Origin of the sequence: Arthrobacter sp. GCM10027362 (assembly GCF_042679445.1) — a bacterium.
GTDB lineage: Bacteria > Actinomycetota > Actinomycetes > Actinomycetales > Micrococcaceae > Crystallibacter.
The window spans coordinates 1-25534 of sequence record NZ_JBHTML010000043.1; the positions used below are offsets into that span (position 1 = coordinate 1).

General features: G+C 70.1%; 26 protein-coding genes and 1 pseudogene. 18 read left to right on the forward strand and 9 right to left on the reverse strand.

Features of this window, described 5'->3' with window-relative positions; translation table 11 throughout:
- From ACFQ36_RS08760 to ACFQ36_RS08770, 3 genes are all read left to right on the forward strand, one after another.
- A partial coding sequence (locus ACFQ36_RS08760; protein ID WP_377012665.1) for a M20 family metallopeptidase occupies nucleotides 1-816 on the forward strand: 816 nt, incomplete at its 5' end.
- A 98-nt stretch (nucleotides 817-914) separates the two neighbouring features.
- The gene (locus tag ACFQ36_RS08765; RefSeq protein ID WP_377012667.1) at nucleotides 915-1958 is read left to right on the forward strand and encodes an aldo/keto reductase; all 1044 of its coding nucleotides are present in this window, start codon (nucleotides 915-917) and stop codon (nucleotides 1956-1958) included.
- Nucleotides 1959-2075: 117 nt separating this feature from the next.
- Nucleotides 2076-2966 carry a hypothetical protein gene (locus tag ACFQ36_RS08770; protein ID WP_377012669.1) on the forward strand — a complete coding sequence of 297 codons (891 nt, stop codon included), beginning with the start codon at nucleotides 2076-2078 and terminating at the stop codon, nucleotides 2964-2966.
- Nucleotides 2967-2982: 16 nt separating this feature from the next.
- On the opposite strand, the gene ACFQ36_RS08775 is transcribed toward ACFQ36_RS08770, so the two are convergent.
- Nucleotides 2983-4032 (reverse strand): alpha/beta hydrolase, encoded by a 1050-nt coding sequence (locus ACFQ36_RS08775; protein ID WP_377012671.1) that lies wholly within the window; start codon nucleotides 4030-4032, stop codon nucleotides 2983-2985.
- Between the two features lie 157 nt (nucleotides 4033-4189).
- Entirely contained in the window at nucleotides 4190-5200 is a 1011-nt protein-coding gene (gap, locus tag ACFQ36_RS08780) for a type I glyceraldehyde-3-phosphate dehydrogenase (RefSeq protein WP_377012673.1), read from the reverse strand.
- 126 nt (nucleotides 5201-5326) lie between these two features.
- Between gap and ACFQ36_RS08785 the strand changes: the two genes are divergently transcribed.
- Together ACFQ36_RS08785 and ACFQ36_RS08790 are read left to right on the forward strand one after the other, a co-directional pair.
- The gene (locus tag ACFQ36_RS08785; protein WP_377012675.1) at nucleotides 5327-6571 is read left to right on the forward strand and encodes an ROK family transcriptional regulator; all 1245 of its coding nucleotides are present in this window, start codon (nucleotides 5327-5329) and stop codon (nucleotides 6569-6571) included.
- 74 nt (nucleotides 6572-6645) lie between these two features.
- Nucleotides 6646-7773 carry an NAD(P)-dependent alcohol dehydrogenase gene (locus ACFQ36_RS08790; RefSeq protein ID WP_377012677.1) on the forward strand — a complete coding sequence of 376 codons (1128 nt, stop codon included), beginning with the start codon at nucleotides 6646-6648 and terminating at the stop codon, nucleotides 7771-7773.
- Nucleotides 7774-7843: 70 nt separating this feature from the next.
- Here ACFQ36_RS08790 and ACFQ36_RS08795 read toward each other — a convergent pair whose 3' ends face one another.
- Nucleotides 7844-8032, reverse strand: coding sequence for a DUF1918 domain-containing protein (locus ACFQ36_RS08795; protein WP_377012679.1), 189 nt, complete (start codon nucleotides 8030-8032; stop codon nucleotides 7844-7846).
- 269 nt (nucleotides 8033-8301) lie between these two features.
- Here ACFQ36_RS08795 and ACFQ36_RS08800 point away from each other — a divergent pair, with 269 nt between their 5' ends.
- Nucleotides 8302-8742 (forward strand): MarR family winged helix-turn-helix transcriptional regulator, encoded by a 441-nt coding sequence (locus ACFQ36_RS08800; RefSeq protein WP_377012681.1) that lies wholly within the window; start codon nucleotides 8302-8304, stop codon nucleotides 8740-8742.
- Nucleotides 8743-8872: 130 nt separating this feature from the next.
- On the opposite strand, the gene ACFQ36_RS08805 is transcribed toward ACFQ36_RS08800, so the two are convergent.
- From ACFQ36_RS08805 to ACFQ36_RS08815, 3 genes are all read right to left on the reverse strand, one after another.
- The gene (locus ACFQ36_RS08805) at nucleotides 8873-9013 is read right to left on the reverse strand and encodes a hypothetical protein (protein ID WP_377012683.1); all 141 of its coding nucleotides are present in this window, start codon (nucleotides 9011-9013) and stop codon (nucleotides 8873-8875) included.
- 191 nt (nucleotides 9014-9204) lie between these two features.
- Nucleotides 9205-10497: an MFS transporter gene (locus ACFQ36_RS08810; protein WP_377012685.1), complete on the reverse strand. Its 1293-nt coding sequence runs from the start codon at nucleotides 10495-10497 to the stop codon at nucleotides 9205-9207.
- A gap of 110 nt (nucleotides 10498-10607) precedes the next feature.
- On the reverse strand, nucleotides 10608-11414 hold the full coding sequence (locus ACFQ36_RS08815; protein WP_377012687.1) for a VOC family protein: 807 nt from the start codon (nucleotides 11412-11414) through the stop codon (nucleotides 10608-10610).
- A gap of 232 nt (nucleotides 11415-11646) precedes the next feature.
- Here ACFQ36_RS08815 and ACFQ36_RS08820 point away from each other — a divergent pair, with 232 nt between their 5' ends.
- From ACFQ36_RS08820 to ACFQ36_RS08845, 6 genes are all read left to right on the forward strand, one after another.
- A complete protein-coding gene (locus ACFQ36_RS08820; protein WP_377012689.1) occupies nucleotides 11647-13047 on the forward strand; it encodes an NAD-dependent succinate-semialdehyde dehydrogenase in 1401 nt (466 codons plus the stop codon).
- Nucleotides 13048-13227: 180 nt separating this feature from the next.
- A complete protein-coding gene (locus ACFQ36_RS08825; RefSeq protein WP_377012691.1) occupies nucleotides 13228-14844 on the forward strand; it encodes an AMP-binding protein in 1617 nt (538 codons plus the stop codon).
- Nucleotides 14845-14892: 48 nt separating this feature from the next.
- Nucleotides 14893-15285 (forward strand): RNA-binding S4 domain-containing protein, encoded by a 393-nt coding sequence (locus ACFQ36_RS08830; protein ID WP_377012693.1) that lies wholly within the window; start codon nucleotides 14893-14895, stop codon nucleotides 15283-15285.
- A gap of 427 nt (nucleotides 15286-15712) precedes the next feature.
- A complete protein-coding gene (locus tag ACFQ36_RS08835; protein WP_377012694.1) occupies nucleotides 15713-16348 on the forward strand; it encodes a uracil-DNA glycosylase in 636 nt (211 codons plus the stop codon).
- 104 nt (nucleotides 16349-16452) lie between these two features.
- A complete protein-coding gene (locus ACFQ36_RS08840) occupies nucleotides 16453-17076 on the forward strand; it encodes a DUF6790 family protein (protein ID WP_377012696.1) in 624 nt (207 codons plus the stop codon).
- A 79-nt stretch (nucleotides 17077-17155) separates the two neighbouring features.
- Nucleotides 17156-17455, forward strand: coding sequence for a hypothetical protein (locus tag ACFQ36_RS08845; RefSeq protein ID WP_377012698.1), 300 nt, complete (start codon nucleotides 17156-17158; stop codon nucleotides 17453-17455).
- Between the two features lie 57 nt (nucleotides 17456-17512).
- Here ACFQ36_RS08845 and ACFQ36_RS08850 read toward each other — a convergent pair whose 3' ends face one another.
- The 3 genes from ACFQ36_RS08850 to ACFQ36_RS08860 form a co-directional block, all read right to left on the reverse strand.
- On the reverse strand, nucleotides 17513-18829 hold the full coding sequence (locus ACFQ36_RS08850; RefSeq protein WP_377012700.1) for a CynX/NimT family MFS transporter: 1317 nt from the start codon (nucleotides 18827-18829) through the stop codon (nucleotides 17513-17515).
- An 84-nt stretch (nucleotides 18830-18913) separates the two neighbouring features.
- Nucleotides 18914-19075, reverse strand: coding sequence for a hypothetical protein (locus ACFQ36_RS08855; RefSeq protein WP_377012702.1), 162 nt, complete (start codon nucleotides 19073-19075; stop codon nucleotides 18914-18916).
- Between the two features lie 48 nt (nucleotides 19076-19123).
- On the reverse strand, nucleotides 19124-19858 hold the full coding sequence (locus ACFQ36_RS08860) for a hypothetical protein (RefSeq protein WP_377012704.1): 735 nt from the start codon (nucleotides 19856-19858) through the stop codon (nucleotides 19124-19126).
- A 142-nt stretch (nucleotides 19859-20000) separates the two neighbouring features.
- On the opposite strand from ACFQ36_RS08860, the gene ACFQ36_RS08865 reads away from it, so the two are divergent.
- The 6 genes and pseudogenes from ACFQ36_RS08865 to ACFQ36_RS08890 form a co-directional block, all read left to right on the forward strand.
- Nucleotides 20001-20954 carry a diacylglycerol/lipid kinase family protein gene (locus tag ACFQ36_RS08865; protein ID WP_377012706.1) on the forward strand — a complete coding sequence of 318 codons (954 nt, stop codon included), beginning with the start codon at nucleotides 20001-20003 and terminating at the stop codon, nucleotides 20952-20954.
- Between the two features lie 37 nt (nucleotides 20955-20991).
- Complete coding sequence (locus tag ACFQ36_RS08870; protein ID WP_377012709.1) at nucleotides 20992-21312, forward strand: hypothetical protein; 321 nt, start codon at nucleotides 20992-20994, stop codon at nucleotides 21310-21312.
- Nucleotides 21313-21395: 83 nt separating this feature from the next.
- Entirely contained in the window at nucleotides 21396-23093 is a 1698-nt protein-coding gene (locus tag ACFQ36_RS08875) for an alkaline phosphatase D family protein (RefSeq protein WP_377012711.1), read from the forward strand.
- A 41-nt stretch (nucleotides 23094-23134) separates the two neighbouring features.
- Entirely contained in the window at nucleotides 23135-24211 is a 1077-nt protein-coding gene (locus ACFQ36_RS08880) for a glucose 1-dehydrogenase (RefSeq protein WP_377012713.1), read from the forward strand.
- Nucleotides 24208-25167, forward strand: coding sequence for an aldose 1-epimerase family protein (locus ACFQ36_RS08885; RefSeq protein WP_377012715.1), 960 nt, complete (start codon nucleotides 24208-24210; stop codon nucleotides 25165-25167). Before ACFQ36_RS08880 ends, ACFQ36_RS08885 begins: the two co-directional genes overlap by 4 nt.
- Before the next feature lie 9 nt (nucleotides 25168-25176).
- A pseudogene (locus ACFQ36_RS08890) lies at nucleotides 25177-25534 on the forward strand (hypothetical protein); the annotation flags it as partial.

The following is a 25534-nucleotide window of genomic DNA, read 5'->3' on the forward strand; positions in this document are numbered from 1 at the left end:
CTGGCCGCGGTGCTCGGCGCCATGGCGGCACTGCGGCGTTCAGGCACCACGCCGGCCGGGCCGGTCACCCTGGCCTGCACCGTGGACGAGGAGGACCTCGGGCTCGGCATCCGCGCCCTGACCGGCCTGCCGCACCGCTACCTCGGCTGCGTGGTGGCCGAACCCACAGGCTTGGAGACCGTCACCGCCTGCCGCGGGGACAGCTACCTGGAACTGGAAGTCACCGGCAGGGCGGCCCACTCCGGGCGCCCGGCCGACGGGCGCAGTGCGATCAACGCCGCCGCCCGCATGATCGAACTGATCCGGGCCGACCATGCGGAACTGCAGCTGGACCGCGATCCGCTGCTGGGCGCCGGCAGCTGGAACGTGGGCCGGATCGAAGGCGGCCAGGGCGCCTCGGTGGTGGCGCCGTCGTGCCGGCTGTCCCTGGACCGGCGCCTGATGCCCGGCGAGGACCCGGAAGAAATCCTCGCGGGCCTGCTGTCCAGGATCCGGGCGGCCGGCATCGACACCGACGGCATCACCGTGACCGGCCGGGTCACCATGCAGATGCCCGGCTTCCGCACCCCGGCGGACCATCCCCTGGTCACGGCGGCACTGGCCTGCGTCGCCGACGCCGGCGGGCACTCCCGTGCCGGCGGCTGGACTGCCGCCTGCGACGGCGGCTTCATTGCCCGGGACCACGGCATCCCGACGATCGTCCTGGGACCGGGCAGCCTCACCGAACAGGCCCACCAGCCGGACGAGTCGGTCGCACTCGGCGAGCTGGCCGCGGCCGCGCGCGCCTACGTGCTGCTGTGCCTGCGCATCCACTGAAAGAATTAAGTGGCTGCACCCGTGGTGCGGCCTCCCGGCAGCGTGGTGTGCTAAGAAGGATCCGGCACCCCGCTCCAGCCCGACCGGAAGACCCCTCCATGCAGACACGCTTCATCGGCACGCACGACGTTGGCAGCATCGGCCTGGGCTGCATGAACCTCAGCCACGCCTACGGCACTCCGCCTGCCCGGGAGGACGCCGCCAAGCTGCTGCTGCACACCCTCGACCACGGCGTGCGGCACTTTGACACCGCCGCGATCTACGGCGCCACAGCCAACGAGACCCTCATCGGCGAGGTCCTTGGCCCCCGGCGCGACAAGTATTTCCTGGCCAGCAAATGCGGTATGGCCTCAATAAACGGCCGGCGCGTGATCGACGGCCGCCCGGAAACCTTGAAGGGCACCTGCGAGGACGCGCTGCGCCGGCTGCGCACCGACCACATCGACCTGTACTACCTGCACCGCTGGGACCAGGCTGTTCCCATCGAGGAGAGCGTCGGCGCGCTGGCCGAACTTGTGGCGGAGGGCAAGATCGGCGGCATCGGCCTCTCCGAGGTCTCCGCCGCCACGCTGCGCCGGGCCCACGCCGTCCACCCCATTGCCGCGCTGCAGGCCGAATACTCGCTCTGGAGCCGCAACCCCGAGCTGGGCACGCTGGATGCCTGCCGCGAACTCGGCACCGCCTTCGTCGCCTTCAGCCCGCTGGCCCGCGGCTTCCTCACCGGCACGCTCCGCGACGTCGCCTCCCTGCCGGCGTCGGACATCCGGCACTCCATGCCGCGCTTCTCCGCGGAGAACTACCCGAAGAACCTGGCGCTGCTGGACGGCTTCGCCGCCTTGGCCAGGGAGGCCGGCTGCACCATGGCCCAGCTGGCCATCGCCTGGGTGCTGTCCCGGGGCGAGCACGTCGTCGCGCTGCCGGGCACCACCGGCACCGGCCACCTGGATGAGGACCTCGGCGCGGACACCGTCCGCCTGGAAGCGGACCTGCTCCGGCGGCTGGACAGACTCATCAACGAGCAGACCGTGCATGGCGCCCGCTACAGCGCGGCCCAGCAGGCGGACGTGGACACCGAGGTGTTCCATTCAGCAGCTGCCCCGGTGCGGCGGGGAAGCCAGCCCGCCGGAGGGCCGCTCCCGTAACGCTCCGCGTCCTCCCGCCGCTCGCAAGCTCACGACGGGGCCCTCGGCGGCTACCGCGCAGCCGCCTCCCGCCGCTCGCAAGCTCACGACGGGGCCCTCGGCGGCTACGCTGGGGGGATGGAGCTGGAGAGCGCGGCGCGGGAATTGTATGCGCTGCCGCCCGGGGAGTTCACGGCGGCCCGCAATGCCAAGGCCAAGGCGGCGGCGCGGGACGGCGAACAGGAGCTGGCAAGGCAGATCAAGAGGCTGCCGAAGCCGTCTGCGGCCGCATGGCTGGTGAACATGCTCGCGCTGCGCCGCCGGGACCAGCTGGAGGACGTCGTCCGGCTCGGCCAGGAGATGCGCGAGGCGCAGGAGCAGTCGGACCCGGAACGGCTGCAGCAGCTGGGCGAACAGCGCCGCAAGCTGCTCGACGCCGCCGCGGCGCAGGGCCGTGAGCTGGCGGAGGAGCTGGGGCACCCGGTGGGGACGGCTGCGGTCTCGGAGGTGGAGCAGACGCTGCATGCGGTGATGACCGATCCCCGGGCTGCCGCAGCGGTGGCCGGCGGACTGCTGACCGGTTCGCTCTCGTCCAACGGCATCGACCCGGTTGATTTGGAGGGCAGGGTCGCCGTTCCCGGTGCCGCTGCCCCCTTCACCGGTCCGGCACCGCGCGCACCAAAGGAACCGCCGGCGCACGGGCCGGCCGGACGCCGGGCCGAGGAAGCCGGACGGCGTCGTCGGCGGGCGCAGGCGGACGTGGAGCGCGCCGAGCGGCGGCTGGGCGATGCCGAAGGAAAACAGCAGCGGCTCCAGGACCGGTTGGACGAGCTGACGGACAGGCGCGGGGAGCTCGAAGCCCGGATCGCCGAGCTCAAGCGCCGGATCACCGGACTGGAGCGCGAGGTCTCCGGCCTCGAGCAGCAGGAGGCGGCGGCCGAAGCGGACTTCGAGGCCGCGGCGAAGGTCACCGCCCGGGCGCGGGAAGCGGCCAGGCAGGCCCGGCGCCAGCTCACGGCGGAGTCCTGACGCCGGTCCCGGCGGTTCAGCCGGTGTGCCGGCGCAGGAATCCGATGCTGCGGGCCAGCGCCTCCTTGGCCGCTTCCTGGTGCAGATGAAACTGGTACTCGTGCGGCAGGCCGCGTTCGCTGCGGGGGAAGAACGTCTCCCTTTCCACTCCGACGGCGGCCAGGACCTCGCCGAGCCCGACGGAATGCGCCAGCAGCGGGTCCGCGTTACCGGCGGAAATGAACGACGGCGGGAAGTCCCTGCCCACGTGCCGGTTCACGGACGCCAGCCCTACATGCGGCAGCTCCAGGTAGTTCCTGGCCCCGGTGTAGGACCAGAGCACGGAGTGCTCGTACCTGCGCCAGGCGGCGCCCGCGGTGCTGGTCAGGGTCAGGTCGTAGGCCCCGCAATACAGCAGCATCGCGCGCAGCTGGTCCGGGGTTATTGGCGCGGCAATGCCCAGCCGCTTCGCATAGCCCGGGTCCGAAACCACCAGTGCCAGCTGCGCGGCGATCTGCGCGCCGGCGGAGTCCCCGGCAAGCACGAACCGGTCCGGGTCCACATGCAGCCGCTCCGCATTCGACTGCAGATACAGCAGGGCCGCCGCCGTCTGGCGCACCGGGGCCGGATACCTGTGCTCGTGGGCCAGCGAATATCCGACCCCGACGACGGTGAACCCATAGGAGGCCAGGACCCGCAGATAGTTGGCGACGTCGTCCTTGCTGCCCGCGATCCAGGCGCCGCCGTGGACCCAGACAATGGTCGGCAGCGGCAGCGCGTCCGTTTCCGCCCGCGCCGGAAAGAAGACGTCCAGGTACGTCAGTTGATGGTTGGCCAGGTACTGCAGGTCCAGCACCTCGCTGACGCCGTCGGGCACGTGCCGGGCCATGGCCTGCGCCAGACGCCGGGTGCCCGGGGTGCCCAGCCGCCGGATGAGCCACGTTGTCGGCCGCGGACTGTTGAGGAACCACAGGACGGTGGACGCGGCGAGCGTGGCTGCAGCCGCGCCGGCGGCAACGACAGCGGAAATATGTCCTGGCGCCGGGCTGCCGATGCTGGCTTGGCCGCCCGGCACGACTTGTGCCATGTCCCAAGGGTAAATCCGGAACAGCGCCTGCGCGAGACCCCGCATTTTGGGCGGGATGGTTGCCGTTGTCACGCCCCGACTGCAAGAGGCCGGGACGGGGTGGGGACGGCGGCGGGAGGGACTCGGAGGCCGGCCTCCCGCCGCCGTGTTCAGGGGGTTAGGACAACCTGGCCGCAACCAGTTCGGCCAGGTCCACCAGCCGGTTGGAGTAGCCCCACTCGTTGTCGTACCAGGACACCACCTTGACCTGATTGCCGATGGCCCGGGTCAGGCCGGAGTCGAAGATCGACGACGCCGGGTCGGTCACGATGTCCGAGGAGACAATCGGATCCTCGGTGTAGGCCAGGATGCCGGCCCACTTCGGGTCCGCGGCGGCGGCCTGGTACGCGGCGTTGACCTCCTCGGCGGTGACCTCACGGGAGACGGTAACGGTCAGGTCGGTGGCGGAACCGGTGGGTACCGGCACGCGCAGCGCGAAGCCGTCCAGCTTGCCCTGCAGTTCCGGCAGCACCAGTCCGATGGCCTTGGCCGCCCCGGTGGAGGTCGGGACGATGTTCAGTCCCGCGGCGCGGGCCCGGCGCAGGTCGCGGTGCGGGCCGTCCTGCAGGTTCTGGTCCGCGGTGTAGGCGTGCACGGTGGTCATCAGGCCGCGCTCGATGCCGAAGTTGTCATTGAGCACCTTGGCCAGCGGGGCCAGGCAGTTGGTGGTGCAGGAGGCGTTGGAGATGATCCGGTGCGCGGCGTCGTCGTAGAGGTGGTCGTTGACGCCCATCACGATGGTGATGTCCTCGTCCCTGGCCGGGGCGGAGATCAGCACCTTCTTCGCGCCGGCGACCAGGTGCTTCTCGGCCGCGGCGGCGTCGGTGAAGTAGCCGGTGGACTCGATGACGATGTCCACGCCCAGGGCCCTCCAGGGCAGGTTGCCCGGCTCCCGTTCGGCCAGCACCCGGATCCGCTTTCCGTCCACCAGCAGGTCGCCGCCCTCGACCTGCACGTCGGCGCCCAGCCGGCCGGTGATGCTGTCGTACTTGAGCAGATGGGCCAGGGTCTCCGGGCTGGTCAGGTCGTTGACGGCCACGATCTGCAGATCGGCGCCTTGGGCCAGCGCGGCCCGGAAGAAGTTGCGGCCGATGCGGCCGAATCCGTTGATGCCAACGCGAACAGTCATGTGAATCCGTTTCCTTGGTGTGCTGCATGTCGGACCAGGATTAGTTTAGGAACTTTATTTAGTCACTAAATTTATGTCCTACTAGTATTATCTGGAACACAGCCGAGGAACGTCAAGGGGTTTTTTGTGGACAAGAGCGCAACCACGCCGCAGGTGCTGCGCCGGGCCAATCTCAATGCGGTGCTGGGCGTCATGCGGGATTCCTCCGCGCTGACCGGAACCGACCTGATCGAGGCCACCGGGCTCACCCGGGCGACAGTGATCGCCGTCTGCGACGACCTGATCCGCCGCGGCTGGGTACGGGAACTCGAAGCCCCCAGGGGCCCGGGACCGCAGAAAGGCCGGCCGGCCCGGTACTTCGAATTCAACGAGGCCGCCGGCTGCGTACTGGGCATCGACGTCGGCCTGGCCACCACCACGGTCCTGGTGGCCGATCTGAAGGGCCGCATCCTGGGCCGGACCTCGGAACGGTTCGGCAAGGTAACCGACGATGTGGCGGAACGGCGCGGCACCATCTCCCGGGCCGTCGACCAGGCCCTGGCCGCGGCCGGAATGGCGCACCCGGCGGTCCTGGCCGTCGGCGTCGGCCTGGCCACCGCCGTCGACAGGCACGGCAATGTGGTCAGGGGCAGGCGGCAGTGGGCCAGCTTCGACCTGGGGCTGCAGACCGAGGCCTGGAAGCAGCACGGCTGGCCGGTCCTGCTGGAAAACGACGCCAAGCTCGCGGCGCTGGCCGAACGCTGGTGCGGTGTCGGGGCCGGCGTCGAGGACCTGGTGGTCATGCTGGCCGGCGAGCGGATCGGCACCGGCCTGATCGAGGCCGGGCGGCTGCTGCACGGCAGCACCGGCGGCGCCGGCGAGGTTGGCAGCCTGGAACTGGTCGACGGCGTCGGCAGCCAGGACGGCATCGCCAAGCTGGCGCGGCTCTGGGGCACCGAGCTGCTGGGTTCCGGGGCGGACACCAGGATCCGGGAACTGGTGGGCCCGGGGACGACGCGGGTCTCCGCCCGCTTCGTCTTCGAGGCGGCGGCCGCCGGGGACGCCGGCGCCCAGGAGATCCTGGAGCGGATCGGCCGGCGGATGGCGCGGGTAATTTCGCTGCTGGCCACCTTCCTGAATCCGGAGCTGGTGGTCATCGGCGGTGCGGTAGCCGCCTCGGCCGCGATGCTGCTGCCGACCATCACCGCGGAACTGCCCCGGCTGACCGAAACCCCGCCCCGGGTGGCCGTTTCGGGGCTGGGCGATGCCATCGTGGCCACGGGCGCGGTGCGGCTGGCGCTGGACTACGTGGAGCGGAACGCGCTGGGGCTTGCCCCGGCGCCCGCACCGGAACGGCAGGCCTCCTCGACCGGCACCCGGGCGGACGGATAGAGCGCGGGTCCCGGAGGGTCCAGGCCGCGCGGCCTTATGCTATCCCTGAATCCGGATCCGCAAAGGAGTGCGTCATGAAAATCAAAGCACTGGTCGTGGAGGAAAAGAACGCGCCGTTCGTGGCCGAGGAACTGGAGCTGGATGCCCCGGGCCCGGGTGAAGCGCTCGTGAAGATCACGGCGACCGGGGTGTGCCACACCGATGCCATTACGCAGGCCGGAGACCTGCCGTTGCCGCTGCCCGGCGTGTTGGGCCACGAGGGCGCCGGGGTGGTGGAGGCCGTGGGCGAGGGCGTGCGCAATGTGTCCGTGGGTGACCACGTGGTCATCGGCTGGCCGTTCTGCGGCGAATGCCGCAACTGCGAGCGCGGCGAGCACCGCTACTGCCTTCGGCTGGGCGAGGCCCTGGTCTCCGGGGCCCGGTTCAAGGGTCCGAAGGCCGGCGCCTCCGGCTACCGCCGCGCCGGCGGCACCACCATCTCCGGGCATTTCTTCGGTCAGTCCTCCTTTGCCGACTACTCGCTGGTGCTGGCCTCGGCGCTGGTGAAAGTGGACCGGGACGTGCCGCTGGAACTGGTGGGCCCGCTGGCCTGCGGCATCACCACCGGTGCCGGCGCGGTGTTCAACACCGCCCGGCCCGAGCCGGGCGAATCGCTGGTGGTCTACGGGGCCGGCGCCGTCGGGCTGGCCGCGGTGATGGCCGCGAAGAACACCCCTGCCGCCACCATCATCGCCGTCGACCTGCACGACTCCCGCCTGGAACTGGCCCGGGAATTCGGCGCCACCCACACCATCAATTCCGGCCAGACCGGCGCGCTGGAGGAGATCCGGCGGATATGCGGCGGGCCGGCGGACTACGTACTCGAGTGCACCGGGGTGGTCCCGGTGATCGAGGAGGCCGCCGAGGCCGTCGGCATGCTCGGCACGCTCATCCTGATCGGCGGAGCCCCGGCCGAGGCCCGCTTCAGCCTGGATCATCTGCGCACGCTCTGGGGCAAGCGCATCGTGGGCACCCTGGGCGGCTCCGGCACCTCGAACCGGCTGATCCCGGCGCTGATCGGGCTGTACAAACAGGGGCGCTTCCCGTTCGACCGGCTCGTGCAGTACTACGGCATCGACCAGATCGACACGGCGATGGCCGACAGCAAGTCCGGCAAGACCATCAAGCCGGTGCTCAAGCTCGGCCGAGCAGAACGGGCATAACGACGGCGGTGCCTTGGGTTCCCGGTGCCGGGAACCCAAGGCACCGCCGCTATGCGCTATCCAGTCCGGCTCAGGAGCTGGCTTTCTCCACGACGAAGTCCCCGCCGGGGAAAACGACAGACTCGTGCCCGTCGTCGAAACGGACAAAATACGGGGGTGCCCCGCCTTCGCCCCGGACTTCGAGGATCTCTCCGTGCCGGTCCGGGGACTCCACTGTCCTGCCGCGGATAATGATCCGGTCGCCCTTTGCTGCGTTCATGGCCTATCACCTCCTCTGTCCCAAGAGTACGGATCCCGGCCGTCCGGGGGAACAGCCCACCGGCGTGTCCTTCCGGCCGCCGCCTCCCCGGCTGCCTGCGGCCGGTACGGCAAATATGGTTCTCTGGTTAACTAAACACGCGTGCCGGCCCGCGGGGCGCAGAGCCGAAGGATTCCGCCATTTCCGCCACCGAACCTGACAACAAGCCCGGCATACCGGAGGACTATATCGACACCGCCCGCCGGCAGTGGCGGCAAATCTTCCCCGACGTGGACACCGAACCGACATCCATCATCGGGCGGATCAACCGCATCGCCCAGATCATCCAACTGCGCAGCGACATTGTGCTGGCCGCCAACGGTATTACGCGGGCGGAGTTCGACATGCTCTCGCTGCTGGCCCGGACCGGCAGGCCGATGACCCCGACCGAACTGGCCGGCGAACTGCTCATCTCCGGCGCCGGCGCCACCAAGCGGCTCAAGAAGCTCCGGGATGCCGGGCTGATCCAACGGGAGGCCAATCCCCGGGACGGCCGCGGGGCCCTGATCCACATGACTGCCAAGGCGCATGAACTGCTGCGGCCCATCCTGGAATCCGTCCTGGGGTTTGAAGCCGCCCTGCTGTCCAGGCTGTCCGCGTCCACCCGCCGGGAGCTGGCGCGGGACCTGCGCGCGCTGCTGACCGGACTCGAACCGCCCGCTGGTTCCTGAAGTCCGGGCCCTGCCGGCCACACCGGCCGGCAGGGCCGCCAAAGGCAGCAAAAAGGCGGCACCAGGACAGGCCCATCCGGCCTGCCCTGATGCCGCCGTCAATCGGAGCCGGAACCGGCTCCGGCAGGCTTCAGCGCTTCTTCATATGGGCCACCGGATCGGCGGGAGCGCCCGCGGCGCCCTTGGCGCGCTTCTCCGCCCGTTTCTGTTTGATCGTTGCGCCCTTGGCCTGCTTCTTTTGCTCGTGCTGATGAGGCGCTTTGTCAGGCATTTTGTGCTCCCTCATGGCGGGGCCGGAATGGCCCGGGTTCCCTACGCTGTCCCCCACTTTCGTACGATACGCCCGTTCTGCCCGGATGCAAGCGTGAAGCGGGGTCCCCGTCCTGCGCAGGCTCAGGACGGGGACCCCGGCAGCTTCACTTGACGGCGGCAGCCAGGTCTTGCGCCGGCGTGCCGGCCCGGTCAGGCGGCAGCTTCGGGGACGAGCTCACGCTCGGCGGCAGGAGCCTTCCGGATCGCCAGCAGCGAGAGCGCTGCCAGCCCGCACAGCACGGCTGCGGAGACCCAGGCCAGCTGGTAGCTTCCGGTGGTCTCGCGGATCCAGCCGGCTGCCGCCGCGGCCACGCCGGCGCCGACCATGTGGGAGGCGAAGACCCAGCCGAAGACGATTCCCGCCCGTTCGAGGCCGAAATGGACCCGGCACAGCGCCACCGTCGGCGGGACCGTGGCCACCCAGTCGAGCCCGTAGAACACGATGAAAATCCACAGCGGGGGCTCGATGCCGGGTCCGAGCAGGGTGTTCACGAAGACCAGGGACAGTCCGCGCAGTCCGTAGTAGGCCACCAGCAGCAGCGCGGGGTTGAAGCGGTCGGTCAACCAGCCGGAGGCCACGGTACCGATGATGTCGAACACGCCGATCAGGGCCAGCAGCCCGGCCGCCGTGCCGGCGGGCATCCCGTGGTCGTGCGCGGCCGGGATGAAATGCGTCTGGATCAGCCCGTTCGTGGACCAGCCGCAGACCCAGAAGGTGAAGACCAGGACCCAAAAGGCACGGGACCGCAGGCTGTCCCCAAGCACCGTCAGCGCCAGCCGGCCGGCGGAGGCCCCCGGGCGCCTGGGTCCGGACACCGGGCTCTCCGGGTCCTCCCCGAAGGGCCGGCGCCCGATCGCCTGCGGGCTGTCGGCGAAAAAGAGCGCCACCAGCGGGATGATGACGGCGGCCACCAGCGCCGTGGCCAGCGCGGCCGCCCGCCATCCCGGATGGTGGGCCAGGGCGACGATCAGCGGCAGGAAAACCAGCTGCCCGCAGGCGTTGGCGCCGGAAAAGAAGCCCATGACCAGGCCCCGCCGCTTCGCGAACCAGCGGTTGGCCACAATCGAGCCGAACACCAGCGCCATCACCCCGGTACCGGTTCCGACGAACAGGCCCCAGAGGATCCACAGCTGCCACAGCTCGGTCATCACCGCCGTCAGCCCGCTGCCCAGCGCGGTCAGCGCCAGGCCGGCCAGCACCACGCGCCTGACCCCGAGCCGCTCCATGGCCGCGGCAGCGAACGGAGCGGTCAACCCGTAGACGATCAGGTTCAGCGTGACGGCGCCGCTGGTCCCGGTGCGGGTCCAGCCGAACTCCGTTTCCAGCGGCGCAAACAGCGCCCCGGTCGTGGAGCGGAAGGCGGCCCCGGCGACGAGCGCGAGCAGGGTCAGCGCGGCGACGACCCACGCCGGATGGACGGTTCTGAGGTTCCGGGCAAGCACCCGACGATTTTAGGACACCGTACGGGCAGCCCCTGTCCCCGGTCTCAGCCCGGACCTCCGGCGGCGGGGCCGGCACCGGAGCCGCCCCGCCGCCGTCGTTATCACCGCACTCAGCCGGCCGCGCCGCCGGCGTCGGGCATCTGCGGCTTGATCACGGCGAACACCTCGCCCTGGGCACCGGCCAGGATCGACATGCGTCCGTAGGGGCTGTCCATCGGCTGGAACAGCACCTGGGCGCCCAACTCCCGGCCCTTGGCTACAGTCGCGTCGACGTCATCGACCGCAAACCAGGGCAGCCAGTAATTCGGCACGCCCTCCGGCAGGTTCAGGTCATGGTGGATGCCGCCGGCCGTCTCGCCGCCGGCGGGCGTGAACGTGGCATAGCGGAACTCGTCCGTGTCGCCCAGGTCCTCGTAGGTGTAGCCGAAGACCTGGGCGTAGAACTGGCGGGCGCCCTGGTAGTCCCGCGTGTGCAGCTCGCTCCAGACCAGCGTGCCCGACTCGCCGTAGCGGCCGACGCCGGTGTGTGCCTTGGCCTGCCAGATGCCGAAGACGGCACCGCCGCTGTCCGCCGCCACCGCCATCCGGCCCACATCCAGTACGTCGAAGGGCGGCATCACCACGCTGCCGCCGGCTTCGGCGACAGCCTGTGCCGTGGCGTCGGCATCCTCGGCAGCGAGGTAGGTGGTCCACACGCTGGGCATCGGGCCGGCGTCCTGCGGCTTGGGGCCGATGCCTGCGACCGGCTGGCCGCCGAGCAGGGCCATCAGGTAACCGCCGGCCTCCGGCGGGCCGTCCTGGATGTCCCAGCCGAAGAGACCGGCATAGAACCGGCGGGCGGCCTGGACGTCGTCGACCTGGCAGTCGATCCAGCACGGGGTCCCCGCGGGCCAGGGTTCGTTGCGGACTGGCATCATGCACTCCCTCAAACGTGGATTCGTTGGTCGCGCCGGCCCGGCGGGTCCCGCAGCCGTTGCAGTCGCGAATCTAGCAGCCCGGCCCGACATCCTGAACAGCCATTCCCAAACGGCTCGTGAAGCGATACATTTATGAATGTTATTCATTTCACATTTCCGGACTTCCACGAAATGATGGCATCAGGGCGGCCCCTTACCCGGCCGCGCCGTGAGACCAGATAGGAGCTTGGCAGTGACAACCACTTCCCAGTCGACCGCAACGGGATACCGCGTGCTGAACCCTGCCACCGGTGAGGTGGTGGAGCAATTCCCCACCGCCACCGACGAGCAGATCCAGGACGCCCTCGCCGCGGCCCACGGAGCCTTCCAGAGCTGGAGGGACGTGCCCATCGAGGAACGGGCCAGGGTGGTGGCACGCATCGGCGAACTGTTCACCGAACGGGCGGAGCAGCTGGCCGCGATCATCACCGAGGAGATGGGCAAGCCGCTCTCCCAGGCCAGGGGCGAAGCCGAGTTCTGCACCGAGATCTTCGACTACTTCGCCACCGAGGGCCCCTCGCTGGCCGCCGACCAGCCGATCAAGCCCATCGGGGGCGGCCGTGCGGTGATCGAAAAGCGCCCGGTGGGCGCGCTGCTGGGCATCATGCCGTGGAACTACCCCTACTACCAGGTGGCCCGCTTCGCCGCGCCGAACCTGGTGCTGGGCAACACGATCATCCTCAAGCACGCCGAGACCTGCCCGCGCTCGGCCCTGGCCATCGCGAAGATCATGGACGACGCCGGCCTGCCCAAGGGCGCCTACGTCAATGTCTTCGCCTCCCACGACCAGATCGCCGACATCATCGCCGATCCGCGCATCCAGGGCGTCTCGCTGACCGGCTCCGAGCGCGCCGGCGCCGCCATCGGGGCGATTGCCGGGAAGAACCTGAAGAAGGCCGTGCTCGAACTCGGCGGCTCCGACCCGTACGTGGTGCTGGACACCGCCGATGTGAAGGCCTCCGCCGCCGCCGCCTGGGAGACCCGGATGGAGAACACCGGGCAGGCCTGCAACTCCAACAAGCGCATGATCGTCATGGCGGACATCTACGACGAGTTCGTCGCCGAGCTCGCCGAGCAGGCCCGGAAGCTGAAGCCCGGGAACCCGGCCGAGGACGCGCCGGGCACCTTCGCCCCGCTGTCTTCCCGCGCCGCGGCCGAAGGCCTGGCCGACCAGCTGCGCGACGCCGTCAACAAGGGCGCCACCCTGCACGCCGGCGGGAAGCTGGTGGACGGGCCGGGCGCCTACTTCGAGCCGGCCGTGCTCACCGGGGTCACCCCCGAAATGCGCGCCTACCACGAGGAGCTCTTCGGCCCGGTCGCCGTAGTCTACAAGGTCTCCAGCGAGGACGAGGCCCTGAAACTGGCCAACGACACCGTCTACGGCCTGGGCGGCGCGGTGTTCAGCACCGACGAGGAACGAGCCCGCCGGATCGCCGAGCGGCTCGAGGCCGGCATGACCAACGTCAACACCGCCGCCGGCGAAGGCGCGGACCTGCCCTTCGGCGGGGTCAAGCGCTCCGGCTTCGGCCGGGAGCTCGGTCCGCTGGGCATGGACGAGTTCGTCAACAAGCGCCTGCTCTATATCGCGGACTGACGCTCCGTGATGGCGGACGGCGGCGGCATCCACGGTGCCGCCGCCGTCGTCCCGGACCGGGGCCGTCCTGCCGGGCTGCGCCAGGTCCTGGCCGGGCGGCCAGCCGGTAGCATGAAGGGCAACCGCCGGAATGATCGTCCGGCGGCCCGCGGACAATGACGTTCCGATTGGAGTCCTGCCATGCCCGAACCAGTCAGCCTGCCGCTGCTTCCGGAACCGGCCCGACCCGCCGAACTGCTGTGCGACCGGCACCCGGCGGACCGGACGGCATTCACCGTCATCGACCCGGACCTGCGGACAACCGACCTGAGCTACGGCTGGCTGCAGGAACGCTCGGAGCGGGCCGCAGCGGCCCTGGCCCGGCTCGGCGTCCGGCCCGGTGACAGGGTGGCCACCCTGATGGGCAAGAGCGCCGAACTGGTGGCCGTGCTGCTGGGAATCTGGCGGCTGGGCGCCGTGCACGTACCCCTTTTCACCGCCTTCGCCGCCCCCGCCATCGAGGTACGGCTGCGCAGCAGCGGCACCTCCGTTGTCGTGGCGGACCGCGGCTGGGCGGACAAACTGACCGGACTGGACGAGGCCCTCGGCCTCGCCGTGATCCTGTCCGGCCCTGCCGACGCCGCCGTCGAACGCGGCGGGCTGGATCTGGGCTTGCTGCTGGAGGCCGAACGGCCAGGCTTTCCCGCCGCCGAGCGGACCCTGGATGATCCGATCGTGGAGATCTTCACCTCGGGCACCACCGGCGCCCCGAAGGGCGTGCCCGTGCCGGTCAAGGCGCTGCGGGCCTTCCACGCCTACCTGCACTACGGGCTGGATGTCCAGGAGCAGGACGTCTTCTGGAACGTGGCCGATCCGGGCTGGGCCTACGGGCTGTACTACGGCCTGCTCGCCCCGCTGTACGCCGGCCGGCGGAACTTCCTGCTGCACGGCGGCTTCGACGCCCAATTGTGCTGGCGGATCCTCAAGGACTTCGGCATCACCAACTTCGCCGCAGCACCCACGATCATCCGCTCGATGCGCGCGGTGCACCCCGAAGGCATCGGTGCCCTGTCCCTGCACCGGATCTCCACCGCCGGGGAACCGCTGGATGCGGACACCATCGCCTGGTCCGCCAAATACCTCGGCGCCCCGGTACGCGACCACTACGGCCAGACGGAGATGGGCATGTGCATCATCAATGCGTGGCACGAATCCGTGGCCCGCGAGGTCCGGCCCGGGTCCATGGGCTTTGCCATGCCCGGCTACACCAGCGCCGTGCTGGAGATGGACGCGGATGTGCCGGCAGCGCCGGGCACCAAGGGCCGCGTGGCCCTGGACGTGCCGGGCAGCCCGCTCTTCTGGTTCCGCGGCTATACCAATGAACCGGCCAAGACCGCCGAACGGTTCAGCCCCGACGGCCGCTGGTACTACACCGGCGACACCGGGTACACGGACGCGGACGGTTACACGTACTTCTCCTCCCGAGACGATGACGTGATCATCATGGCCGGCTACCGGATCGGCCCGTTCGAGATCGAATCCGTCCTGGCCGAGCACCCGAAAGTCGTGGAAAGCGCCGTCATCGGGGTCCCGGACCAACTGCGCGGCGAGGTCCTGGAGGCGTATGTGGTGCTGCGGGATGCTGCCGATGCCTCGGCCGAGCTGGAACGGGAGCTGCAGCAGCTGGTCAAGCAGCGGCACGCCGCGCACACCTACCCGCGGACGGTGCACTTCGTCGAGTCCCTGCCCAAGACTCCAAGCGGCAAGGTCCAGCGTTTTGTCCTCCGCGCCGGGCATCGCACCGAACACCGCGCCTGACGCCCGACGGTTAGCGGCAAATCCCAACGTACTAGACTCGATTCGACCATGACCGCATCCACCAGCATCCCCAATTCCCCGGCTTCCGTCCGTGTGGACGCCTGGCTGTGGGCCATCCGCGCCTACAAGACCCGCTCGGCGGCCACCGCCGCCTGCCGGGCCGGCCACGTGCGGCTGAACGGCAATCCGGTCAAGGCCTCGCAGCCGGTGGTACCCGGCGACACCCTCCGCGTCCGGCAGCCCGGCTACGAGCGCATCCTGGAGGTCCGGCGCCTGATCTCCAAACGCGTGGGCGCCGAGGCGGCCTCGCACTGCTTCACCGACCACACGCCGGAACGTCCGCCCATGCCTGCCCTGGGCCTGCCGCAGCGGGACCGCGGCACCGGCCGGCCCACCAAGAAGGACCGCCGCGAGATGGAACGCCTGCGCGGCCGGCAGTAGCGCGTGCTCCGCTGCCGGCTGCTCCAGCCGTTCCTGCACCAAGCCGGCGATCAGGCCGGAAAGGACTCCCTTTCCCGGCACCGCCGGGAATCCGTGCCGGCCAGGAAGTCCGCGGCACCGTCCCGAATGCTGCTACGGCCTCGGCGTCCTTCATGACGGGGACATGGATCACCAGAGGCCGCCGGGCCTTCCCCGCCGCTGTCCTCGGGACTGAAAAGCTCATCGAGGATGGGGAGAGGCAGGGAACGCCGCACCGGACGAAGGCACGCCCGCGGGTTGCTAAACTTGTACGGCCCGCTGGGTCGGCTGGCCGGACCGGAAAGTCCGGTTCCGTCCCGCCGCCGTACCACCTACCCGCACACTCCCTGCCGCAGCCTGCCTGCGGTCCGAGCGTGCCCGCAAAATCCTGCAGGAGACACAGCACTACATGCATGGCCTGGCCACTGAATCCGTCCACGAACAGCTCCACGACCAACGGTTTGACGATCACATCGCCGATATCAACCGGCATTGCGATGCACTCAGGGAACTCAGGCCGGGCACCGAGGTGCCGTATGTGGACCCGATCCACAATGCCGAGGAAGCCCGGGTGGTCAGCCTCTTCTCCAACACCGGTGCCGCCCCCGCCTCCGGCTTCATCGAGCCCGGAGACCAGGAGGCCGCCACCCGCATGCTGGGCATCCAGTGGCAGCTGGGCCTGCGGCCCGAATACGTCATGCCGTGGAACGTCCACCCGTGGTTCACCCCGGGCCAGGCCAACGGAAAGCTGGCACCCGAGCAGATTGGCGCCGGCCTCAAGCCGCTGCTGCGCCTGCTCGCACTGGTCCCGCGCGCCTCGGCCCTGGTCGCCCACGGCACCGAGGCCCACAAGCTCGCCGCCCTGCTGCTGAAAACCGAGAACCCGCTGCTCTGGCGCCGCGGCTTCAAGACCTACAAGGTCCGGTCGCTCAGCGGGCGCGGCTTCGCCGGCTCGCCGGAGAAGCAGGCGCAGTGGCTCGACGAGATGCAGCAGGCCTACGCCGACTCCATGGCCCGCTGCGGGCTGCCGCGCCGCGGTCAGTAGCAATGCACCGGCGGGACGGGGTGCACCGTCCCCGCCGGTGCGCGGCGCCCCGCACCGGACTACCGTGGTGGGTACAGGCCCGTTTCGGTTTCAGGTAGGTTGCCATGCAGGAAGTTATCCGGACAGCAGTGGTCTTCATGTTGTCGAATTTCACGCTCACCTTCTTTGTGCTCGGACTCGCCGCCGCGGCCGTCGCCGTCGCGGGCGGACCGAAGCCGGCCACCGGTGCCCGCGTGATCCAGGCGCTGCTGGAGTACTTCATCCTGTTCTCCATCGGGCTCGGCTTCCTGTACAACTTCGTGATGCACGTGTTCTTCGGAGAAATGGCCGCTGCCTTCATCGGCTGGGAGGACAGTCCGTTCCAGGCCGAGCTCGGGTGGGCCAGCCTGGGCTTTTCGCTGGTGGGCTTCGCGGCCTTCAAGGCCGGCCTCGGGGTCAAGGCCGTCTCGGTCCTCGGCCCGGCCGCGTTCCTGTGGGGTGCCGCGGCCACGCACGTGGTGCAGATGGCCGCCGAGGGCAATTTCGCTCCGGGCAACGCGGGCGTCATCTTCTACACGGACCTGCTGCTGCCGGTCGTCGGCTTTGTCCTGCTCTGGCTGGCGCGGCGGCATCCGGCCGAACGAACGGTGCGGCAGGACGGCGCGGCCGGCGTCGCCGGCCAGGTCCCCGCGGCGCGGCAGGGCTCCCGCTCCTTTGCTCCCCGGCTGCGGCACACCAGGTTGCGCTAGGCTGGGTGCGTCCCACAGAGAGCTGCCAGGGGTCCCCGTAGGTGGAGTACGGGGCAGGCAGCAAACGCAAGGAGATCCCGTGAGTTCCCTTTTGACCCCCCTCGTGACCAGTGCCGGGCTGATCGGCGGCTTCCAGACCGCCCGCGCCACCGGCAACCGGCCCTTGGGCGGCGCCGTGCTCGCTGCCGCCGGAGGGGCCGCCTACAGCATGTGGAAGCGCGACGCCGGCACCGGCCCTGCCGCCGCCCTGACCGGGGTCTATCTGGCCGCCTTCGGCCTGTCCCACCCGCTGGCCAAGAAGATCGGGGCCTGGCCCTCGGTCTATACCGTCACCGCCGCCACGGCGCTGGCCTCGCTGGTTTTCGGCCGCCGCCGGTAGTAGCAGCGGCCGGTCACTCGGGCCTCCGGGGTGGCAATTTCCCGCCGGAGGCAGCATCTACTGACCGATTTTTGAGCCGGAGGCAGCCTCTACTGACCGATTTTCGGGGTGGGGGGCGGCGGCGGTGTCCTCGATGTACCGCCGGCGGTTGATCATCACGGCCCCGGCCAGCATGACCAGCACGCACGCCCCGAGCAGGGCAAAGGACGCGCCCCAGCCCCCGGACGCGTCGTGGACGATGCCGAACAGCAGCGGGGCGATGCCTGCCCCGGCATAGCCGATGCCCTGGCTGAACCCGGCCAGCACCGAGGCGCCGTGGGTGGTGCGCGAGCGCAGGTTCATCATCAGCAGCGCGGTGGCGAAGGTGCCCTGGCCAAGGCCCGCCAGGGTAACCCACCACCAGGTTCCGGCCATCGGCGCCAGGTACAGGCCGGTGTGTCCGGCGATCCAGCAGGCGGTGAACACCAGGATGGCGATGATCGGATTGCGCATCCGCGGCACGATCAGCGGCACCAGCAGGCTCACGGGCAGGCCCAGGATCGCGAAGTAGGCCAGCGCCGAGCCGGCCGTCGCCTCGTCCACGCCCTGGCCGGCCAGGTAGGGCGGCAGCCAGGTGAAGTACACATAGGTCTGCGCCGAGTTCCCGGCCAGGAAGATCGCCAGGCCCCAGGCCACCGGGGAACGCCATGGATTCAGGTGCTGCACCGGCCTTGGCGTACGCACCTGCGCGGTCCTGCCGGCAGCCGTGCCCGCGGCCGGCGCCGCAGCGCCGTCGCTTCCGGCGCGCCTGGCCCGGCGGTCCCGGAACAGCTGTACCGCCCACGGCACCAGGACCAGCGCGCTGAGCAGGGACCAGACGGCGATCGAGATCCGCCAGCTCCCGGCGGCCTCTGCGACCGGCACCGCCAGCTGCGGACTGGCGGCAGTGCCGACCGCCAGCAGCGTCACGTACCCGGCCGTGACCAGGCCGAGCCGGTCCGGAAAGTACTTCTTCACCAGCGGCGGCAGCACCACGTTGCCCATGCCGTAGCCGGCCATGACCACGGCGGTGAGCGCCAGGAACGGCCAGACACCCCCGACCGCGGCGCGGCCAAGCTGTCCGGCCACGGCCAGCACCACCGCGGCGGCCAGGACCTTCTCGAGTCCCAGCCGGCGGATCAGCGCCGGCGTGCCGAGCCCCGCGGCGGCAAAGACCAGCGGCGGCAGCATCGCCAGCGCGCCGATGGTTACGGAATTGAAGCCCAGTTCGGGCCCCAGGCTGCCCAGCAGCGGCGCCACTACGGAGACGGCCGCCCGCAGGCTGAGCGCCATGACCAGGATGCCCAGCAGCGCGCCGATGCGGCCCCGCCATGGTTTGCGTAGGAAATAGTTCACCGACCAACCCTAGCCAAGAACGGCGTCCAGGTCCGGCGGGGCCCGGGTGCCGTTCTTGGCTAGGTCCTCTTCCGTGCGGGCCGGTCAGCGCCGGCGGAAGGACGCGGGCAGGAAGCGGCCGGTGCGGCGGTGCGGCGCCGGGCGCGGGCCGATGAACGGTTCCCCGTCCCCGCCGCGGGCGATGTGGACGGTGTAGGCGGTCAGGACGATCAAGGCAAGGAACGCCAGCAGTCCGATAATTTCCATGATTCGATCATCGGCGCCCCGGCTGTGCCCCGACAGTGGCAGAAATGACTACTTGGGATAATTCTCTGCCACCTCGTTGCGGCCGATTCCGGGCCGCAGCGGCAGCCGGGCCACTGCATAGGAGGGCTCCCGCAGCCGGCGGGTCCACTCGTAGATTTCCGCACCGGGCAGCGGATGCAGCACCGGGTCGAAGCGGACGCCAGTATCCGCCCGCGCCGGGTCCAGGCCCAGCGACAGGGTGCCGAAGCGCCGCCATTTCCCCCACGGGCCGGCATGGTACAGCGCCAGCGTCCAGGTCCGGCCGGCCAGGGCCCGGCGGAAGGCGTCCGGTGCCGCCGGAAGCCCGGTAACAGGTGCCAGTGTCCGGGCGGCCAGCTGGACCGGTCCGCGCCCGCCCTTGTACGGCATCAGGGTGGTCAGCGCGGCGGCCGAAACGCTCTTCCGCGGCACGAGCAGGAACCTCCCGGGCCGCGACAGGCCGGTCGAGGCCAGCAGCAGGTCGCAGTATGCGGAACCGGCGGGAATCCGCAGGGCCAGGCCGAGGATGTCCGGCAAGGCCGGCGGCAGGCCGACGGAGCGGGACAGGCGCGCCTGCACGGTAACGGTACCGGGGGTGTCGAGCCAGGAAATGCCGCTGCCCGGGGCCGGCACCGGCAGCCGCTCGAGCAATCCCGTGAGGCTGATTCCCCCGGGATGTATGGGACGCAGCGGGCGCAGGACCTTGGCTGCCCGGAACACCAGCCGAAGTCCGGCGCCCCCGATTGTGCTTGCACTGGGTTTCATGATGCCTCCTGCCCTCGGCGTTCTGACAGCATAAGCATGGGCGGCCGCCTCCGCTTACGGAACCTCCGGCAGCAGGCGGCGCCACCTGTCCAAAGGCTCCGGTGCTCGATAGCCTTGCAGCAAGCAGACCAGGAAGGATGCAATGGCCGGAACAGAACCGCAGCGCGCGGCCGTGGTCTTCAACCCAAGCAAGAAAGTGGACCTCGACCTCTACGCCTTGGTTGCCAAAATATGCTCCGACGAGGGATGGGACGAGCCGCTCTGGCTGGAAACCACGGTGGAGGACCCGGGCCAGGGCATGACCCGCCAGGCGCTGGACGCAGGAGCGGACCTGGTCATCGCGGCCGGCGGGGACGGGACCGTCCGGTGCGTCTCCGAGGTCCTGGCGGGGACCGATACCCCGCTGGGCCTGCTGCCGTTGGGAACCGGGAACCTGCTGGCCCGCAACCTGGACATCGGCATCAACGACCCGCAGTCCGCGGTGCTGGACGCCCTCAAGGGCACGGAACGCCACATCGACGTCGTCCATATCAATGTCGACCACGCACAGGACTCCCATGTCTTCCTGGTGATGGCGGGCATCGGCTTCGACGCCGCGATCATGGGCGATACCCGCGACGACCTCAAGGACAAGGTGGGCTGGCTGGCCTATGTGGACGCGGGCATCCGCAACCTGCCCGGGAAGCCGGCACGGACCAGGATCAGCATTGACGGGGAGAAGCCGTTCTACCGGCGCGTGCGCAGCGTGATGGGCGGAAACTGCGGGAAGATCATGGGCGGGCTGGAAATCTTCCCCGGCGCCCGGCTCGACGACGGCCTGCTGGAAATCATGACGGTGGCTCCCCGCGGCAAGCTGGGCTGGCTCGGCGTCATCGCCGGCCTGCTCCGGCGGGGCAAGGGCAACTCCCCCTCGCTCGAATACTTCCAGTGCGAAGCGGCCGAGATCCAGGCCATGATGCCGCAGGAAATCGAAATCGACGGGGACCCGCTCGGCAAGGGCACCCACCTGTCCCTGCGGGTCCAGCCGCGGTCCCTGCGCATCCGGATGCCGTACGGCAAGAAGGACCCTGCGGTGCTCAGCCAGACGGAACCGTAGCCGTGCCCAACCGCGGTCCGGCACGTACACTCGTGGCATGGATTTTACTGGTGAATATTTCGCTGCGGCCGAACCCCAGGCCAGCGGCGCGGAGGCCCAGGTGCGCGTCTACCGCGGTGCAGCGGGGCTGACCGCCGTGCAGCTGGGCGAAGCGCTCGACAACCCGGAACTGCTCGAAGGCAACTGGCAGCTGGTGCACACCATCCCGGCCGACCCGGAGGCCGCAGCGGACATTGCCGCCACCTTGGCGGCGGATTCGTCGCTCACCTGCACACCGGGCGAGAGCCAGGAGGTTGGCCGGTGGCGGATCGTGCAGCTGCAGAATGTCCGCCTCGAGCCGGGGCGGCAGGTGATTTAGCCACCGGCGGCTTTACCTGCCGCCCGCGGCGTTTCCGCAGCCTTGCCGTAGCCGTATCCTGCCGCAGCAGCTACAACTAAGGCATGACAACCTCGCCCCTGGTGCTCGGCCCGATGATGCGGTACGTGGACGAGACGTCGGCGAGCATCTGGGTGGAGACCCGGGAGGCCGCCGTCGTTTCGGTCCTGGCCGGCGGCGGCTGCTGGGAGGCGAGCACATTCGCCGTGCACGGGCACCACTACGCGCTGGTGGAAGTCAGCGGGTTGGAGCCCGGGACGGTCACGCCCTACAGCGTCGAGGTCAACGGAACGCAGGCCTGGCCGGAGGCCGGGTCCGAGTTCCCCCCGTCGGTGATCGCGACGCTGGACCCCGGCAAGCCGCTGCGGATGGCCTACGGCTCCTGCCGCACCAGCGTCCCCCATGACGAATCCGGCAACCGGACCCACGGCGTCGATTCGTTGCGCGCCTACGCGCTGCGCATGGCCTCCGGCGACCACCCGCCCTGGCCGGACCTGCTGGCATTCCTCGGGGACCAGGTGTACGCCGACTCGACCAGCGAGCAGATGCAGCAGTTCATCCGGACCCGCCGGGACATCAACTCTCCGCCCGGCAAGGAACTCAAGGACTACGAGGAGTATGCCCACCTGTACCGCCTGGCCTGGTCCGACCCGGCGAACAGGTGGCTGCTCTCCACCCTGCCCAGCGCCATGATCTTCGACGACCACGACATCTGCGACGACTGGAACGCCTCCCTGAGCTGGAAGCGGAAAATGGAAGCCACCTCCTGGTGGCACGAGCGGATCGTGGCGGGGCTGGCCTCCTACTGGGTCTACCAGCACCTGGGCAACCTTTCGCCGCAGCAGCGGGCCGAGGACGATATCTGGCAGAAGGTCGCCCGGCACGAGGACGCCGCCGAACTGGACCTGAGCGCGGTCCTGGACCATTTCGCCGCCCAGGCCAACGCGGACCCGGCGACTTATCGGTGGAGCTACTGCCGGGACTTCGAGGACGTGCGGCTGATCGTGGTGGACTCCCGCGCCGCCCGGCACCTGGCCCCGGAGGACCGTTCGATGCTCGAGGCGGACGAGATGGCCTGGCTCGACGACCACCTGCGGGGCGGCGTCCGCCACCTGCTGGTGGCGACGTCGCTGCCGTTCCTGCTGCCCATGGGACTGCACCACATCGAGTCCTGGAACGAAGCCCTCTCCGAGGGCGCCTGGGGAAAGCCCTGGGCCTGGGTCGGCGAACAGCTGCGCCAGCTGGCGGACCTCGAACACTGGGGCGCGTTCCAGCAAAGCTTCCGACAAGTGGCAGCCATGGTGGCCGAAGTGGCCGACGGGCGGCGCGGACCGGCCCCGGAAACCGTCACCTTCCTCTCCGGGGACGTGCACTTTTCCTATGTTTCGGAGGTGGAACGACCCTCCGGAAGCCGGATAATCCAGGCGGTCTGCTCGCCCATCCGCAACCCGCTGCCCCTGCTGATGCGGTCCTTCACGGCCTTCACGTCCTTCGGCCTGGCCACGCCGGTGGGCGCCCTGGTGGCACGCTCGGCGAAGGTGCCGGATCCTCCGTTCCGCTGGTCAGGCCTGGAGGGGCCGTGGTTCGACAACAACCTGGCCAGCCTGGAGGTCACCCCCGAGGGGCTGAAGCTGTGGTGGGAAACCGGCGTGGTGCACGAGGGCGACCAGCTGCACCCGCGGCTGGAACAGGTGGCCTCCCTGACCGTGGCCCCCCGCCCCGGGCACCCGAACACCTGGAACCCGTTGCGCCTGCGCAACTAATGCGCGACACTGGCCGGGTACGGCCTTCCGCTTGAGGAGAGATGATGCAGGCACTGACCGTTACCCCGGGAACCAAGGATTCGCTCCGGCTGCGGGATATTCCCGAGCCGGCTCCGGAACAGGGATCCGTCCTCGTGGAGACCCTGGCCGTGGGTTTGTGCGGGACCGACATGGAGATTGTCGACGCGCAATACGGGCAGGCGCCGCCCGGCCAGGACTTCCTGGTGCTGGGCCATGAAAACCTCGGCCGGGTCCGGGACGCTCCGCAGGATTCGGGGCTGGCCGAAGGCGACCTGGTGGTGGGGATCGTGCGCCGGCCCGATCCGGTTCCCTGCAAGGCCTGCGCCGCCGGCGAGTGGGACATGTGCCGGAACAACCAGTACACCGAACACGGCATCAAGGGGCTGGACGGCTTCGCCCGCGAACGCTGGCGCGGGGAACCGGAGGCGATGGTCCGGATCGACCCCGGCCTGGCCGGCGTCGGCGTGCTGCTGGAGCCGGCCACCATCGTCGCCAAGGCGTGGGAGCAGACCGACCGGATCGCCCGGCGGGCCTTCTTCGAACCGCATCTGGCGGTGGTCACCGGCGCCGGGCCCGTGGGCCTGCTCGCGGCCCTGCTCGGCGTCCAGCGCGGGCTGGAAGTGCATGTGTTCGACATTGTCACCGAGGGTCCGAAGCCGGATCTGGTGCGGGATCTCGGCGCCACCTACCACCCCGAGAGCCTGCCGGATTCGGGAATCAAGGCCGATGTCCTGGTCGAATGCACCGGCATGGCCCAGGTGGTGCTGGACGTGCTCAACTGCCGCGCGCTGGATGCCATCACCTGCCTGACCGGCGTCTCCAGCACCGGCCAGGAGACCGCAGTCGACGTCGGGGCCATGAACCGGAAGGCGGTGCTGCGCAACGAGGTGGTCTTCGGCAGCGTCAATGCCAACCGCCGGCACTACGAGGCGGCCGCCGCGGCGCTGGCCAAGGCCGACGGCGCCTGGCTGCGCCGGCTGATCACCCGCCGTGTTGCGCTGGCCGATTTTGCCGAGGCCTTTTCGCGGCACCCCGACGACGTCAAGGTTGTCCTGGACCTCCAGCCGGACGGCACCGGCGGGAAGGACCCGGCATGAACGCAGGGACGCGGCAGGACGGGGCCGCGGGACAGGGGTTCCCGTCCGGCGGACAGTACGAAATCCGGTCCGGCGACCAGCTGGCCGTGCTGACGGAAGTCGGCGGCGCCCTGAGGGACTACCGGCTGGGGACACGGCCGCTGCTGGATGGCTACGGCCAGGACGAAATGTGCACCGGGGCCCGCGGGCAGCCGCTGATCCCGTGGCCGAACAGGATCCGCGGCGGCCGCTACGACTGGGAGGGCCGGAGCCTGCAGCTGGACCTGAGCGAGCCGGAGAAGGGCGGGGCCATCCACGGCCTGACCCGGTGGGCCAACTGGCAGGCCCTCGACCACGCCGCCGACAGCATCTCCTTCAGCTACACCCTGCATGCCTGCCCGGGCTGGCCCTGGGTCCTGGACTGCAGGCTGGACTACCGGCTGGACGAGGGAGGACTAAGCCTCAGGACCACGGCCGTGAACCGCAGCCGGACCGCCTGCCCCTACGGCACCGGGGCGCACCCGTACCTGAGCACCGGCGCGCCCGCCATCGACGCGGACCTCGCCCAGGTTCCGGGCGCCACCTACCTCCCGGTGGACGACGCCGGGATTCCGCTGGGCCGGGAACCGGTGGCGGACAGCCGCTACGACCTGCGCCGCCTCCAGGAATTCGGCGGCCGGCAGATCGACGTCGCGTACACGGACCTGTCGCGGGACACGGACGGGCGCGCCCGGGTCAGGCTCGTCCGCCCGGACCGTTCCGCCGGCGTCGAACTCTGGGTGGACGAGGGCTACCCCTTCCTGGAAATCTTCACCGGCGATACGCTGCCGCAGCAGGACCGGCGGCGGACGGGGCTGGGGGTCGAGCCGATGACGTGCGCGCCGGACGCGTTCAATTCCGGCTACGGACTGGTCCGGCTCGAACCGGGCCAGACCCACACGGCCAGCTGGGGCATCAACCCGCAGCCGGCGCTCTGAAGGAGGGCAGTGGAGAGCAGCCGCCCCGCCACGGGGCATAACATTGACCGGCAGCTTGCCATCGTGAAGGTCGCCAGGCGCGCCCGGGGCAGGGACATCGAGGAGATCAAGGCGATGCTCCGCGAGGAATTCAGCCGGCTCGGACTGCCGCAGCAGCCCGGAACCTGGCTGGAGGCCGTGGCTTCGGAGGCGTGGTACGGCAAACCCTACGTCATCGACCTTGGGGCCTTGGAGGCCGCCACCGCGCTCGTGGAAACCTCCGGACAACCCGTGGAGCAGGTGCTGGCGGGGCAGGCGGAAGCCGCCGCGCCGCTCCCCCGCCCGCCGGTGCCGGAAGCGCGCCGGAGACCGCCGCTGCCGCAGGCCG

What these genes read in the sequence shown, in the direction of transcription:
- ACFQ36_RS08765 (WP_377012667.1), top strand. Translation starts at nt 915, where the DNA reads ATGCAGACACGCTTCATCGGCACGCACGACGTTGGCAGCATCGGCCTG.
- ACFQ36_RS08770 (WP_377012669.1), top strand. Translation starts at nt 2,076, where the DNA reads ATGGAGCTGGAGAGCGCGGCGCGGGAATTGTATGCGCTGCCGCCCGGG.
- ACFQ36_RS08775 (WP_377012671.1), bottom strand. Translation starts at nt 4,032, where the DNA reads ATGGCACAAGTCGTGCCGGGCGGCCAAGCCAGCATCGGCAGCCCGGCG.
- gap (WP_377012673.1), bottom strand. Translation starts at nt 5,200, where the DNA reads ATGACTGTTCGCGTTGGCATCAACGGATTCGGCCGCATCGGCCGCAAC.
- ACFQ36_RS08790 (WP_377012677.1), top strand. Translation starts at nt 6,646, where the DNA reads ATGAAAATCAAAGCACTGGTCGTGGAGGAAAAGAACGCGCCGTTCGTG.
- ACFQ36_RS08795 (WP_377012679.1), bottom strand. Translation starts at nt 8,032, where the DNA reads ATGAACGCAGCAAAGGGCGACCGGATCATTATCCGCGGCAGGACAGTG.
- ACFQ36_RS08805 (WP_377012683.1), bottom strand. Translation starts at nt 9,013, where the DNA reads ATGCCTGACAAAGCGCCTCATCAGCACGAGCAAAAGAAGCAGGCCAAG.
- ACFQ36_RS08815 (WP_377012687.1), bottom strand. Translation starts at nt 11,414, where the DNA reads ATGATGCCAGTCCGCAACGAACCCTGGCCCGCGGGGACCCCGTGCTGG.
- ACFQ36_RS08825 (WP_377012691.1), top strand. Translation starts at nt 13,228, where the DNA reads ATGCCCGAACCAGTCAGCCTGCCGCTGCTTCCGGAACCGGCCCGACCC.
- ACFQ36_RS08830 (WP_377012693.1), top strand. Translation starts at nt 14,893, where the DNA reads ATGACCGCATCCACCAGCATCCCCAATTCCCCGGCTTCCGTCCGTGTG.
- ACFQ36_RS08835 (WP_377012694.1), top strand. Translation starts at nt 15,713, where the DNA reads ATGCATGGCCTGGCCACTGAATCCGTCCACGAACAGCTCCACGACCAA.
- ACFQ36_RS08840 (WP_377012696.1), top strand. Translation starts at nt 16,453, where the DNA reads ATGCAGGAAGTTATCCGGACAGCAGTGGTCTTCATGTTGTCGAATTTC.
- ACFQ36_RS08855 (WP_377012702.1), bottom strand. Translation starts at nt 19,075, where the DNA reads ATGGAAATTATCGGACTGCTGGCGTTCCTTGCCTTGATCGTCCTGACC.
- ACFQ36_RS08860 (WP_377012704.1), bottom strand. Translation starts at nt 19,858, where the DNA reads ATGAAACCCAGTGCAAGCACAATCGGGGGCGCCGGACTTCGGCTGGTG.
- ACFQ36_RS08865 (WP_377012706.1), top strand. Translation starts at nt 20,001, where the DNA reads ATGGCCGGAACAGAACCGCAGCGCGCGGCCGTGGTCTTCAACCCAAGC.
- ACFQ36_RS08870 (WP_377012709.1), top strand. Translation starts at nt 20,992, where the DNA reads ATGGATTTTACTGGTGAATATTTCGCTGCGGCCGAACCCCAGGCCAGC.
- ACFQ36_RS08875 (WP_377012711.1), top strand. Translation starts at nt 21,396, where the DNA reads ATGACAACCTCGCCCCTGGTGCTCGGCCCGATGATGCGGTACGTGGAC.
- ACFQ36_RS08880 (WP_377012713.1), top strand. Translation starts at nt 23,135, where the DNA reads ATGATGCAGGCACTGACCGTTACCCCGGGAACCAAGGATTCGCTCCGG.
- ACFQ36_RS08885 (WP_377012715.1), top strand. Translation starts at nt 24,208, where the DNA reads ATGAACGCAGGGACGCGGCAGGACGGGGCCGCGGGACAGGGGTTCCCG.